The sequence below is a fragment of the Dehalobacter sp. CP genome (genome assembly GCF_047652685.1).
In the GTDB taxonomy this organism is placed as follows: Bacteria; Bacillota; Desulfitobacteriia; order Desulfitobacteriales; family Syntrophobotulaceae; genus Dehalobacter.
In genome coordinates, this window is sequence record NZ_CP157399.1 from 1,294,264 (window position 1) to 1,306,845 (window position 12,582).

A 12,582-nucleotide genomic window follows, 5' to 3' on the forward strand; every position below is an offset into this window, starting at 1 on the left:
GAAATACTCCGGGCGTCATCATTCAGATCAACAGTCATTCAAAACAAGCAGGTGAGAGGCTACGCGACAAACATGACAAGCACGTGCACGATCACACCATGTTTTGCTCTTTCCATCCAGACTTTAACTGTCGGCTTCGTAATTTCAACGAATCTGCCATAAGGCTCGCGGGCTGTACCGCCGGTAAGGAATTACACCTATCCCCAGAGTAAAGAACGTATTCAGTTTTGCTGCATAGATCAATCGAACTTGCAATTATCATACTGCAATCCTGCCAAGAATGCAACCATTTTGCACAGAGATCAAGAGAGTCTAAAGGCGGACGACCTCATCTTTTTTTAATAAACCTAAGATGATTGCGTCAAAATATTGCCCTTCCACATAATAGGCTTCACGCAGCCTGCCTTCGGCAATGAAGCCGAGCTTCTGATAGCAGGAGAGCGCCCTGGTGTTATTGACCCAGGTCTCAGCGGTCAGTCTCCGAAAATTCCACTGGCCAAACAGGTAGCGGATAAAAGCAGTCAGCGCATCGGTCCCGTAACCTTTTCCCCAGTAATCTTGGAGACCAATTCCGACATAGATGCGGGCCGATCTGGCCGGAATATTGACCTGATCGAAACCAATTGTACCGATAAGGCTGCCTTGTAAATCCGTAATCGCATAGCGGTTGGCATCCTCTTCAAAAAGTTTGCTCTCCAGATCTTCCCGGCGCAGCAGGGTTGTCAGCGGCCAATTGCCGCTGACCCAGTAAGAGAAGTCGTGATCATTATACCATTCATACAAGGTGTCCAGATCATCCATTTCGAGCGGACGGATTTGGGTTCGTTTGCCGTTTAACATGGCAGTCACCTTCCAAACAAAAATGCGTTTAAGTAATCATAGTTTAGCATGTAGAGAAATAAGATCAAGTAGAAGGAGAAGCAAATGCAAAATAAGGTAAAATATAGCAAAAATGCTTGAATTTTGTTGCTTCTTTCGTTAAGATGAAATAATTCATCTGGAGTCATCATTAATAATTTTGAAAGGGGACTAGAAAATGCTTGAAAACAAAGAATTAAGGGCCATGGCCCGCACCCAGTTAAAAGGGCAATGGCTGAGACCAATCCTGGCCTGTCTGATTTATGCTGTAATCGTGTTCATCCTGTCTTGGATCCCGTGTGCTGGTCCGATTATTACGCTCTTAATTGCGGGGCCGCTCATGATTGGCCTGGTGACCTTTACCTTAAAGTTCTGCCGCGGGGAAGATCCGAACGTTGAAGTGGTTCTGTCTGGATTCAAAAACGCCGTTAACTGCGCCGGGCTGTATCTCTGGTATGTGCTGTGGACACTTTTATGGTCACTGCTTCTCATTATTCCGGGGATCGTTAAAGCGTACGGCTATATGATGAGCTTTTATATTTATGCTGATAATCCTGATATGGGTATCAGAAAGGCCTTTGATCTCAGCAAAAAAATCAGCTATGGCTATCGCGGCAAGCTATTCCTGCTTACGCTCAGCTTCATTGGCTGGGCGATCCTGGCCACGATCCCGTTCTGTCTTGGCTATATCTGGCTGATGCCTTACATGCAAATTACGTTTACTAATTTCTATCAGGAACTGAAAAAAGAAAGCATCAAAAATGGTGTCTGTACTGCGGAAGAGTTTTAAGTTATAGATAAATTTACTCCGGGCAAAAAACCCGGAGTAAATTATTTTTCATTAACTTAGTGACTAGATTCTACTGTTAATATATTCAAAAGTTTTCTTAACCATGCTACCTCCAACAGAGCCGTTTTGTCTTGCGGAGGTGTCTGGACCTAGGTTAACATTAAGCTCGCTGGCAACACTTTGTTTGTTAACCGGCAGTTTATACTTAGCCATTCAATATCCCTCCTTTTTATTTATTATTTATCTATCTGTAGTATCTGCATATAGGAATAAAATACACAGGTAGTTTATTTTAGTTCAGTAAGTTTTTAACATTTAGCTTAAATATGACAATTAATAAAGAGGTTCAAAAGTGGATCAAATATATAAATATAAAAAATAAGCTCCGGGTATAAACCCGGAGTTTCTTTTGAGTTTCAATGGTCGGGGCGACAGGATTCGAACCTGCGGCCTCTTGGTCCCGAACCAAGCACGCTACCAAACTGCGCCACGCCCCGATGTCTCTTCTGAAGAACAAATAAAATCATAACAAATGGCATAACGCATGTCAAGGATAATATCCGGTCAATAAATGTTTTACATTACAAAATACTACAAAATAGGATATATAAGGAATGGTATGATGTATCACATATAAAGATATTTGACTAAACTTGCTACTGAATTATTGTATGGAGGGAAAAATAGAATGGAAAATGGAAACCAACTATAGCGGTAAGCCAACGCTTTGAAGGAATCTATTTTTCTTTTGCCTTCTCGACGGAGACGGTATCCCAAATTCGCAACCGGGGGTCTGTTGACAAACCTGGCTTAAAATGAAATATATATACTTAGTAAACGGGCCTTAATCGGATATTTCTCTTTAAAACAACATCTAGAATATAAAGAAGATATGGGACAGCCGGCAAGAGCGGTGCTGTCCCATATTTCACTAGTCTTTTAAGATTTAATGCCATTGCTGAAAGGAAGCATTGTTCTTGAACCTTCCAGACGCCTCGTTTTCGGGTAAACCTTAAGTTGTGACATCGTTTTTGCAAAGCAAAGTTCCCTTCACTGATCACTTGACGTTTTCGCATTACATGTCGGTAGATAGCAGTACCAATTAAAGCGTGATTGCGTTCCTGATCCTCTTGATAGAAATCCCGTCGGACCTCCTTATAACTAGCCTTTCCGGTAATGCAACGGTTTTTCAAAGGACAGCTTTTACAATCTTGTGATCTTGACACATAGTTTTTACCAACTCGATAACGCACTTTTCTTACGCCTATGTAATGTAATGTGCAACCATTTGGACAGATATAGCAGTCATTCTTACCGTCATATCTGAAATCATCAATTGAAAACAGGCCTCTTTCTTTGCGCCAACTGGCATTATGACCGGTATTCAGATGGATATATCCTCTAATTCCAAGCTTGTGGAGACCATGATGTACTGCGACTGTATCATAGCCGCTGTCCAATCCGGCGAAGCGGAACGGTATTTTTAGTTTCTGTTTCTGGTATGCTATACGTTTAACACAATAGGGAGCATCTGTCACATCTCCCGGCGTAACATGCACGTCTGTTATGATACCGTATTGGATATCTGCGCTTTGATGGCAAAGGTAGTGGAATCCTGCCGGCTTGGGATGTCTGTGCATCCATCCAGCTTCAGGATCGGAGACGGCCTTTTTTTTTATGGTCACAGTCATGTCGGCATCTTCACTTTTTTGCCGGATGTCCTGGCCATATTCGTCATTTAGTTTTTGCCAGTACTCATTGGGCCCTTCCATGAGAAGCACTTTCTCTGCATTGCCATTAGCAGCGTTAGCTTTGATATGCGTGGAATCCATAACCACGCATTCACCGCCAATAAGTCCAGCTTCAGCACATTTTTTAACCACTGTGTTAAATATCTCCTGAAACACTTCTGTATCCTTAAACCTGCGCTTGCGGTTTTGGGAAAAGACGGAGTGATCCGGAACTTTGTCTTCCAGATCAAGGCCAAGAAACCAGCGGTAGGCGATGTTGACCGTAATCTCTTCCTCGAGCTTTCGCTCCGAATCTATCCCGTACAAATAGCCGATAAGTAGCATTTTTACTAAAATGACCGGGTCAACTGATGGTCGTCCTATGTCACTGTACACCGGCCTCATGATTTCATATATGAAGCTGAAATCTATTGCCGCATCCAGCTTCCGAAGGAAGTGTCCTTTAGGTACAAGGTCTTCCATTAATACGCACAGCATCCGATTTTGTCTGCTTTTTTGCTCTGTCATCATCGTCATCACCCTATTTCATTATACCATTCCAGAGGGTGATATCGTTTGATTTTACAAGACCTTGGGGAAAGTTTTAAATTTCGTCGTTTAGAATTTGAGTACACTAGTATAGTAAATTTCAAAATTGTCAAATATTAAAATTGAGTTATTCTACACCGTTTGTCAACAGACCCCCAGTTGCGAATTTAAGTTATTTTCAAATCATCAATATCAGACGGTAACGACAAATTTTAAGGGAATAAGGAGAAACTTGTAAATTGCACATGTACCTATTACGGTAGTATAATAGAGGTAAAGAAAGTAAAGATGTAAAGGAAAATAGAAAGGTGGTTCTGTTATGGAAATATCAAGAATTAGCTCCAAAGGACAGGTTACGATTCCGAAGCCTATTCGAGACATGTTGAAATTAAATGAAGGTGATAGAGTCGCATTCTTGGAGGACAATGGCAAGGTTGTAATTACGAAGGCCAGTCTAATTGCCTTACGCGAATTGCAAGATGCTCTGAGTACAGAGGCACAAGAGAAAGGTATCACCGAACAAGACCTTCTTAATGAACTGGAAGTAGTTCGGGAGGAAATGTGGAATGAGCGGAAAAAGTAATGCCTTACGCGTATTCGTTGATTCAAATATCCTGGTATCTGCTGTGTTATCAGAATCATCAATAGCAAGTAAGCTTCTGACATTGCTTATTGAGCAACATTACTTGATTATTTGTAGTTACTCAATAACGGAAATTTCAAAAGTCATTGAGCGTAAATTTCCAAAGATTATTCCCAAATGGGATAAATTTCTTACAACGGGTCTGTTGACAAACCTGGCTTAAAATGAAATATATATACTTAGTAAACGGGCCTTAATCGGATATTTCTCTTTAAAACAACATCTAGAATATAAAGAAGATATGGGACAGCCGGCAAGAGCGGTGCTGTCCCATATTTCACTAGTCTTTTAAGATTTAATGCCATTGCTGAAAGGAAGCATTGTTCTTGAACCTTCCAGACGCCTCGTTTTCGGGTAAACCTTAAGTTGTGACATCGTTTTTGCAAAGCAAAGTTCCCTTCACTGATCACTTGACGTTTTCGCATTACATGTCGGTAGATAGCAGTACCAATTAAAGCGTGATTGCGTTCCTGATCCTCTTGATAGAAATCCCGTCGGACCTCCTTATAACTAGCCTTTCCGGTAATGCAACGGTTTTTCAAAGGACAGCTTTTACAATCTTGTGATCTTGACACATAGTTTTTACCAACTCGATAACGCACTTTTCTTACGCCTATGTAATGTAATGTGCAACCATTTGGACAGATATAGCAGTCATTCTTACCGTCATATCTGAAATCATCAATTGAAAACAGGCCTCTTTCTTTGCGCCAACTGGCATTATGACCGGTATTCAGATGGATATATCCTCTAATTCCAAGCTCGTTGAGTGTGTTGTCTTGATGTCAAGGGTGGAGAAATAGGGGCTACTCAAACGCTGATAAATAAAGGATTTCCGAGGTTGAAGGATTATCTGCCTGATGTCTGGCAGTGCCTTTCAATCTTGAAAATCCTTGTTTTTGTTTATTGAGGAAACAGGTCGACTGTAATAAAGTGCGTGGGGTTGAGTTGACAGATTAGATAACTTCATAGGGTTGAGGAGATGGATTAGATGTATAAAAAAGTAGGATTGGAATGCGCGGATCTCCATTTTGACTTTTACTAATATGTTTCGAGATATCAAAATATATATTGAAAACTCGAATTAGATGTGATATAATTAATAATCGTATGACTTTACCATGTAAACGAGAGGTGCAAAATGGGAGTTAACTATAAAAAACTCTGGAAGAGATTGATAGATGAAGAGTTATGTGTATCAGATTTGCATCTTGCCACTGGCATTGCTCCTAGTACTTTTTCTAAGATGCGTAAAAATGAATATGTTTCTCTTGATGTACTAGTGCGTATTTGTAATGAGTTAAATTGCCAGTTGAGTGAGATTGTTGAGGTTGAACTCGACAATCGGTCATAAGTACTACTAATAAAATTTAAAGCAGAGGAAATGAGTTATGGCTGATTCTATATTATATAACGAAGACTGTATACGTTCTATGAAGCGTCTCGCTAATGGTTCTATAGACCTTATATTAACTGATCCACCATACAATTTAGGTAATTTCATGAAAGGCAGAGATACAAATCTAAAGAAGATGCGTGATAACTTTTTTGGGGCTGCTGGTTGGGATAATCTAAGTTTTGAGGATTGGGAAAAATCAATGGATAGCTTTTTCGAAGAATCCGTTCGAGTTCTTAAAAAGGGTGGAGCTATGATTGTATTCATGGCTATTATTAAGGTAGAGAGTATTATTAAAATTGCAGAGCGACATGGACTATATTATAAGACTACTGGTATTTGGCATAAATTAAATCCTATGCCACGTAACATGAATCTACATTTTGTTAATTCGACGGAAGCGTGGGTTTATTTTACTTACAAGAAGAAAACAGGCACATTTAATAATGATGGAAAGGTGCTACATGACTTTATTGAAACAGGCGTTGCAGCAAACGGTGAGCGCAAGTTTGGTAAACATCCAACACAAAAACCTGTACAATTGATGGAGTTCTTTGTTAAAGTGCTGACCAATGAAGGAGAGACGGTTCTTGATCCCTTTATGGGTAGCGGTAGTGCCGGTGTGGCTGCAAAATTAAATAATAGGAATTTCATAGGTGTAGAAATAAGTGAGGATTATTTTCAAATCGCTACACGCCGTATTCAAGAGGTGAAAGAATGAAGCCAACAGTGATTGATTTGTTTGCGGGCGTTGGTGGTCTTTCGCTTGGGTTTGAAATGGCCGGTTTTAATATTGTGCTCGCAAATGAATATGACGAATCTATAGCTAAAGCATATAAATTAAATCATCCAAATACAAAAATGATTGTTGAGGATATTACAAATTTACCCATTGAAAAAATATTTCATGAGTATCGTAGAAAGGTAGATGTTATTATTGGAGGCCCTCCCTGTCAGGGGTTTTCCCAGAAAGGACAAAGAAAAACCATCAACGATGAACGGAACTTTTTATTTAAGTACTTTGTAGCTGTTGTTGATTTTGTACGTCCACGATATTTTGTAATGGAAAATGTACCGAATCTTTTAACTGCGGAGAATGGTTACTTTAAGGAAGAAATTATAGATTTATTTGAGGGTTTAGGATATACATTGTCAACAGACACACTCAATGCCGCCGACTATGGTGTTCCTCAAAATAGAAGAAGAGCTGTGATTATTGGTAAACAAGGAGAATCTGCAATTGCAATGCCAAGACCACTTGATTATAAAGTTACAATATGGGATGCAATTAGTGATCTAGCATATTTAAATTCAGGTGAAGGTGTAGAATGTGATTCATATAGGTACCCTCCTCAAAGTGAATATCAACGTATGATGCGCGAAGGTAGCGATAATCTATATAATCATAAAGCGACAAAACATTCAGAGCTGGCAATTGAGAGATTAAAGATGATACCTCCAAATAGAGGGAAAGAGGTATTACCTAAAGAACATTTAACTAAATCAATCTATAGTGGAACCTGGACTAGGATGGTCAAAGATGAGATATCTGTAACTATTACAACTAGATTTGATACTCCTTCTTCTGGTAAGTTCACTCATCCATTTTTACATCGAGCAATAACCGTGCGAGAGGCTGCAAGGATTCAGTCGTTTCCTGATACGTTTCATTTTATAGGTACAAAAGGTTCACAGATGAAGCAAGTTGGAAATGCTGTTCCGCCATTGCTTGCCAAAGCTATTGCAACGGTTGTTATGAATGATATAACAGGAGGATAAAAAATGTTAAGACCAGACAATATGGTTAAATATCCAGAAGTGGATTTAAAACTAGGAATTAAATCTTCTTTACCAAGTGTAAAGGCAACCTTGGGATTATTAATGATGTTTTGGAGAGCATCAAACAATCCAGATGAACTTGCATACTCGAAAGAAGCAGGTAATTCAATAGAAGTTTCAGATGAGTTAAAAACTAGATTGATTGAAAAGTATCACCCTATTTATTCGTCTATTGGAATTTCCGATGAACAGTTTCTTGAACGTGTGAATAATAACCAGTTGTTCAAATCACAGCTAGAATCATTGATTGTAGCATTTGAATTAATTTGGCGTGTTGCAAAAATTAAGTTTGACAACAATATGCCAGCATCATCTGAGAGAACTGGTGGTAAAAGATATCCTAAAACTCTCCTGTTCACAAAAAATATGGATATTCTTGATACAGTGCTATCCTCAGACGATGAACAGTATTCAAAAGTTCTCTTATCATGGATAGGGTTAAATATCCCTATTGAATCTACATTTGAAGAAGCTTTGTTGCATTTGCTTGTTTATATATCTGAGGAAGCGGTGTACAAACTAACTGATGGGGATCAAGATATCATCTTTAATATGAACAGTGTATATATGAAATTGCTGGAGGAAGAAGAATCTGCAGTTGATATTAACGATAGAAAAGAAGCAAAGGGTTCACTCCGTATATTAAAATCTGCACTATCGGATAAATTAAATCCATTTTTAACATATGGCAATGCAAATGGAGTTGCTATTAAAGATGGGTTAGGAGATAAGTTGAGGGCATATCAAAAGCGTGTCGATGCGTCTTTAAGCTTATCAAATACTAGATATATTTTAACGCCTGAAGTTAGTGAAACAGAGAATATGTATCTTCGGGAAGGCTCAAGTGAATATACATACGAAACATCTAGGGTTGCTGGGGGGAGAAATATACTGCTTTATGGCGTTCCAGGTTCTGGTAAGAGTTGGACTATCGAACATGAGTATTGCAAGAAGGACAGTAATGTGGAACGATTGGTATTCCACCCTGATTACACCTACTCTGATTTTATTGGTCAGATTTTACCGGATGTATCGGAAGATGGACAAGTTAGCTACAAGTTTACCCCAGGTCCCTTCACTACTATTTTGCATGATGCATATGTTAATCCTCAGAAAGAATACATTCTTATAATTGAAGAAATTAACCGTGGAAATGCACCAGCAATTTTTGGAGAAGTGTTCCAACTACTCGATAGAAAAGTAGAAATTAAAGATGATGATGACGAGTTTCCTATTGGTACAAGCGAATATGGAATTACTAATAAAAATATAGCGCTTGAGGTTTATGGGGATGCCAGACGCAAGGTTCGTATTCCATCAAACCTCTCTATTATAGGAACAATGAATACATCTGATCAAAATGTATTTACTTTGGATACTGCTTTTCAACGTAGATGGGAAATGCGTATGATCGAAAACAGTTTTGAGAGAGTGGATTCGAACTTTGCAAATGCAGAGATTCTAGATACAACGGTTACATGGAAAAATTTCTGTGTTTCTATCAATGATATTATTGTTGGAAACAACGCAAGGATGACTTCTGCAGAAGACAAAAGATTGGGTGCGTATTTTGTGCATTTGAGAGATTTAAAGTATAATGCCGCATCTGAAGATAGGACAGAGGGTGAATATGAAAGCCTTTGTGAAAAAGAAAAGGAAGGAATTCTTACTTCTGAAGAAGAAATGCGTCTTGTTGAAATCAGAGATGCAATGCAACAAAATCGTAGATTCCCAGAAAAGGTTATCAAGTACTTGTGGGATGATGCATTCAAATTCTCACGTGAGGTAATCTTTGAGACAAACGAATATCAAAGTTTAGAAGCAGTTATCCGTAAATTTATGCAATCTAAGAAATTTGAACGTTTTGAAATATTTAAACAAAATGTACGTGATGCATTTACAAATCAGAATAACACTAGGCAAAACTAGTAGGGCGGTGATTCTATATGGAGAGAGATTTAGATATTAGAAGGCGCTGCCATGTAAATACGAATGAAGATGGAGATCGTTTTGTAGGAGTGAAGGCGGATTCCGATGATGCTATCGTCTATTTTCCATTAGGATATCAGTTGCCTGAAACAGATGCAGAAATTAGGACTGATATAAAGCATCTTTTTCAAGTGCTTTCGGAATTCACAGAAAAAAAAGACCGTGTGCTTGCAATGAATAAATTCGAGGCACCACAGACTGTGGACTTTCCCATCCATGCCTACTTAGAAGTAATCAATTATTACTTAGGAAAAGGCGGGCAGTATTACGTTGAAACAGATCCAACCTATGTAACAAGTGCAAGAGGTAGTGCTCATTGGCCCAAAACATTCCGGAATCAGACTCCGCTTGTACAACAAAAAGATGGTGTAAACTCGCTTATTTATACACAATTTACAGTCCGTTCGGTTACACCTAATGAAACAAAACTTATAACCCAGATTAACAGGTATTGCGTTTATGAGAGCTTTGAAAAATTGGGTTGGTTATATGTTCCATATATGCCGCCACCACCAGGTCCACATCCTGATATAAAAACATCAATTATCATAATCAATGATAAATTGATGCACACCTTCAATGATAAAGATAAGAGATTATTTAAGGCTATGAAGGATATGCTAGAATATTTGGATGAAAAGACATCTGAAAAGCAATTTTACTTTGGTACAGATAACTTTGAAGGCGTTTGGGAGAGATTGATAGATAGAGTATTTGGAGAGAAGGATAAAGACAAATACTTTCCTCGAACTCGCTGGCTGCTTGACTATGGTAAATACAAAGAAAAGCGTCCGTTGCTTCCAGATAGTATTATGATATACAACGGTAAGTATTATGTATTAGATGCCAAGTACTATAAATATGGGCGAACTGGTAATCCAGACGACTTACCTAATGCATCCTCGATAAATAAGCAGATTACGTATGGTGAGTATTTACATCAAACTCGAAAAATAGCTAATGAGTCACTATTTAATGCTTTCATAATGCCATACAATATGGCAGATAACTACTTTAACTTAGGGGAACCTATTGGAACAATAGGAGAGGCAGTTGGAGATTGGAAATCTAATAAATTAAACTATGAAAGAATTCAAGGAATTGTGGTAGATACTAGATACTTAATGTACGTGTATACTGGAAATCCTATAAAATTCAAAGTGCAATTAGCAGATTGCATAGAGGCGGTTCTTTCTAAAGGTGAAGTGCCGCCACCTAAATTACAAGAGAATAACTGAAGAAAGGCCTCTGTTATGCAGTTTAACTGTATAGCAGAGGCCTTTTTTCATTCAAGTCGTTCTAGCTCGGAACGTTTCTTTTGTCGGTGTTTATGTTGCTGGAATCTGTTACGGCATTCATCTGAACAGTATCTTTTCCGTGTTGAAGTGGTTCTTACAAGAAAATACACACCACAGTTTGGATTAGCACAACGGCGATATAATTCAGATTGAGTCATATAAAAAATTGAAAAGTAAAGTGCCGCCATCAAAGTATCAATGTTCCAAGATGGAGACATTTTAACAGCATCGTATTGAGGGTGAATGCCATCAAGATTAGCATTTACTTCTTCCCCTAACACAATTTGTGCAACTTTAATTAAAGCATCTTTGAGAGGTTTATCAAAATTGTCTCTGTCTGGTGCTGTGAAATATTCTATGCCATTTTCATAGTCAATTGCTTTTATAATGCCAACATCATATTGATAGTGAAATAGAAAATCAATGATTTCCCGGAGCCGTAGATCTTCATAAATTCCATTACAGTATAAAAGTGTTAGGTTCTTAAAATTAGGATTATCAGACCCAATTTTGGATTTCATATAACCACCAACAATATCATTGTAGTCATTAATATCCAACTCATAAATTGGAGAGTAGATGGTATCACAAATCGAATATGTATATTTATCAAAACTTTCTTGACCTCGGTCTACTACTGGTAGATTAGAGGCGTTTTTTATTTTCTCTAAAAAAGGATGCTTACAAGTTGTATATGGGGTTTCCAGTGAAGGAAGGTCTAAAGCGATAGGCTCCGATAAAAGCAAATATAAAGTTAAGTGCAATATCCTGTCATAATCTCTACGGATCGCTGTAAGGGCACTCATAAGCTCTACGGTTGCTCTAATTCTATTAATTAATTCAAAGATTAATGCCCCGTCAATCTCCTCATATTCTGTACTGCTTACGTTGAAAAAGAAACCATTTCTTTTGAAAAAACTAAATAATTCAGCAGTGTCCCCATTTTTAATAGAGATTAAATTACCCAGTATATTCTTTTCAATTAATGCACCTTTGGTACCAAGACGAACTAATCCTACATCACCAGCTGCGAAAGCAAAGTGAATGGTATCTGTTGGTACAGCTTGTATCTTTAAAACTCGTTTCTCTGGCTGTCCAGGTGCAGTATGAATGATATCTTCAACGCAATCACAGGAGCAACTGCCAAATCGAAATAAATTATTTTCAAAAAAATTTTCAGTATTTTGAGCCATTAGCGCAACCCCCTTAACACTCAAAAGTAATGGTAATAGTAATCTATTATTTTAATTTTCCAAAATTAGTAATTATAAAAATAATTATAGGTTAATAATATCTCATTTTCATAATATTAACAATAACTATTAGAAAAATATTCTAAAAAAGTAATAGTTAATATGCTGACTATCAGTTACTTTTTGGAAGTCATAAAATGAAATCAGACAAAGGATAGGTTCTTTGTAGTCCGATAGGACGACCCGATCCTGTCTACAAAAAAATATCAAATGCCTGATTTGCAATAAGGGCAAAGG

13 protein-coding genes, 1 tRNA gene and 1 riboswitch are annotated in these 12,582 nt (G+C 38.0%); of the genes, 8 read left to right on the forward strand and 6 right to left on the reverse strand.

Features of this window, described 5'->3' with window-relative positions:
* Positions 1 to 100: 100 nt before the first annotated feature.
* A riboswitch (FMN riboswitch) is annotated at positions 101 to 215 on the reverse strand.
* Between the two features lie 97 nt (positions 216 to 312).
* On the reverse strand, positions 313 to 840 hold the full coding sequence (locus tag AAH944_RS06605; RefSeq protein WP_415537484.1) for a GNAT family N-acetyltransferase: 528 nt from the start codon (positions 838 to 840) through the stop codon (positions 313 to 315).
* 196 nt (positions 841 to 1,036) lie between these two features.
* Between AAH944_RS06605 and AAH944_RS06610 the strand changes: the two genes are divergently transcribed.
* Positions 1,037 to 1,648 (forward strand): DUF975 family protein, encoded by a 612-nt coding sequence (locus AAH944_RS06610; protein WP_415537486.1) that lies wholly within the window; start codon positions 1,037 to 1,039, stop codon positions 1,646 to 1,648.
* 63 nt (positions 1,649 to 1,711) lie between these two features.
* On the opposite strand, the gene AAH944_RS06615 is transcribed toward AAH944_RS06610, so the two are convergent.
* From AAH944_RS06615 to AAH944_RS06625, 3 genes are all read right to left on the reverse strand, one after another.
* Positions 1,712 to 1,861 carry a small, acid-soluble spore protein, alpha/beta type gene (locus AAH944_RS06615; protein WP_019226900.1) on the reverse strand — a complete coding sequence of 50 codons (150 nt, stop codon included), beginning with the start codon at positions 1,859 to 1,861 and terminating at the stop codon, positions 1,712 to 1,714.
* A gap of 207 nt (positions 1,862 to 2,068) precedes the next feature.
* A tRNA-Pro gene (locus AAH944_RS06620) sits at positions 2,069 to 2,145 on the reverse strand.
* Positions 2,146 to 2,478: 333 nt separating this feature from the next.
* Positions 2,479 to 3,906 carry a transposase gene (locus AAH944_RS06625; RefSeq protein WP_415537488.1) on the reverse strand — a complete coding sequence of 476 codons (1,428 nt, stop codon included), beginning with the start codon at positions 3,904 to 3,906 and terminating at the stop codon, positions 2,479 to 2,481.
* Positions 3,907 to 4,246: 340 nt separating this feature from the next.
* On the opposite strand from AAH944_RS06625, the gene AAH944_RS06630 reads away from it, so the two are divergent.
* Together AAH944_RS06630 and AAH944_RS06635 are read left to right on the forward strand one after the other, a co-directional pair.
* Positions 4,247 to 4,510 (forward strand): AbrB/MazE/SpoVT family DNA-binding domain-containing protein, encoded by a 264-nt coding sequence (locus tag AAH944_RS06630; RefSeq protein ID WP_415537490.1) that lies wholly within the window; start codon positions 4,247 to 4,249, stop codon positions 4,508 to 4,510.
* Positions 4,494 to 4,733, forward strand: a complete 240-nt coding sequence (locus AAH944_RS06635; protein ID WP_415537492.1) for a hypothetical protein — start codon at positions 4,494 to 4,496, stop codon at positions 4,731 to 4,733. Before AAH944_RS06630 ends, AAH944_RS06635 begins: the two co-directional genes overlap by 17 nt.
* A 16-nt stretch (positions 4,734 to 4,749) precedes the next feature.
* On the opposite strand, the gene AAH944_RS06640 is transcribed toward AAH944_RS06635, so the two are convergent.
* Positions 4,750 to 5,325: a transposase gene (locus AAH944_RS06640; protein ID WP_415537811.1), complete on the reverse strand. Its 576-nt coding sequence runs from the start codon at positions 5,323 to 5,325 to the stop codon at positions 4,750 to 4,752.
* 386 nt (positions 5,326 to 5,711) lie between these two features.
* Here AAH944_RS06640 and AAH944_RS06645 point away from each other — a divergent pair, with 386 nt between their 5' ends.
* Genes AAH944_RS06645 through AAH944_RS06665 form a run of 5 tightly spaced genes read left to right on the forward strand, consistent with a single transcriptional unit; the run spans position 5,712 to position 11,032 of the window.
* Positions 5,712 to 5,924, forward strand: coding sequence for a helix-turn-helix domain-containing protein (locus tag AAH944_RS06645; RefSeq protein ID WP_046058007.1), 213 nt, complete (start codon positions 5,712 to 5,714; stop codon positions 5,922 to 5,924).
* A gap of 37 nt (positions 5,925 to 5,961) precedes the next feature.
* A complete protein-coding gene (locus tag AAH944_RS06650; RefSeq protein ID WP_340773420.1) occupies positions 5,962 to 6,687 on the forward strand; it encodes a site-specific DNA-methyltransferase in 726 nt (241 codons plus the stop codon).
* Positions 6,684 to 7,745: a DNA cytosine methyltransferase gene (locus AAH944_RS06655; RefSeq protein WP_340773418.1), complete on the forward strand. Its 1,062-nt coding sequence runs from the start codon at positions 6,684 to 6,686 to the stop codon at positions 7,743 to 7,745. The genes AAH944_RS06650 and AAH944_RS06655 overlap by 4 nt, the downstream gene beginning before the upstream one ends.
* A gap of 3 nt (positions 7,746 to 7,748) precedes the next feature.
* Positions 7,749 to 9,734 (forward strand): McrB family protein, encoded by a 1,986-nt coding sequence (locus AAH944_RS06660; RefSeq protein ID WP_204797899.1) that lies wholly within the window; start codon positions 7,749 to 7,751, stop codon positions 9,732 to 9,734.
* Positions 9,735 to 9,751: 17 nt separating this feature from the next.
* Positions 9,752 to 11,032: an LlaJI family restriction endonuclease gene (locus AAH944_RS06665; protein ID WP_340773414.1), complete on the forward strand. Its 1,281-nt coding sequence runs from the start codon at positions 9,752 to 9,754 to the stop codon at positions 11,030 to 11,032.
* A 47-nt stretch (positions 11,033 to 11,079) separates the two neighbouring features.
* On the opposite strand, the gene AAH944_RS06670 is transcribed toward AAH944_RS06665, so the two are convergent.
* Positions 11,080 to 12,285, reverse strand: a complete 1,206-nt coding sequence (locus AAH944_RS06670) for a CGNR zinc finger domain-containing protein (protein ID WP_415537496.1) — start codon at positions 12,283 to 12,285, stop codon at positions 11,080 to 11,082.
* Positions 12,286 to 12,582: the final 297 nt, after the last annotated feature.

Excerpts from the sequence above, each read along its gene's own strand:
- AAH944_RS06660 (WP_204797899.1), top strand. The coding sequence starts at position 7,749 with ATGTTAAGACCAGACAATATGGTTAAATATCCAGAAGTGGATTTAAAA.
- AAH944_RS06665 (WP_340773414.1), top strand. The coding sequence starts at position 9,752 with ATGGAGAGAGATTTAGATATTAGAAGGCGCTGCCATGTAAATACGAAT.
- AAH944_RS06645 (WP_046058007.1), top strand. The coding sequence starts at position 5,712 with ATGGGAGTTAACTATAAAAAACTCTGGAAGAGATTGATAGATGAAGAG.
- AAH944_RS06670 (WP_415537496.1), bottom strand. The coding sequence starts at position 12,285 with ATGGCTCAAAATACTGAAAATTTTTTTGAAAATAATTTATTTCGATTT.
- AAH944_RS06655 (WP_340773418.1), top strand. The coding sequence starts at position 6,684 with ATGAAGCCAACAGTGATTGATTTGTTTGCGGGCGTTGGTGGTCTTTCG.
- AAH944_RS06625 (WP_415537488.1), bottom strand. The coding sequence starts at position 3,906 with ATGACAGAGCAAAAAAGCAGACAAAATCGGATGCTGTGCGTATTAATG.
- AAH944_RS06615 (WP_019226900.1), bottom strand. The coding sequence starts at position 1,861 with ATGGCTAAGTATAAACTGCCGGTTAACAAACAAAGTGTTGCCAGCGAG.
- AAH944_RS06630 (WP_415537490.1), top strand. The coding sequence starts at position 4,247 with ATGGAAATATCAAGAATTAGCTCCAAAGGACAGGTTACGATTCCGAAG.
- AAH944_RS06650 (WP_340773420.1), top strand. The coding sequence starts at position 5,962 with ATGGCTGATTCTATATTATATAACGAAGACTGTATACGTTCTATGAAG.
- AAH944_RS06635 (WP_415537492.1), top strand. The coding sequence starts at position 4,494 with ATGAGCGGAAAAAGTAATGCCTTACGCGTATTCGTTGATTCAAATATC.
- AAH944_RS06605 (WP_415537484.1), bottom strand. The coding sequence starts at position 840 with ATGTTAAACGGCAAACGAACCCAAATCCGTCCGCTCGAAATGGATGAT.
- AAH944_RS06610 (WP_415537486.1), top strand. The coding sequence starts at position 1,037 with ATGCTTGAAAACAAAGAATTAAGGGCCATGGCCCGCACCCAGTTAAAA.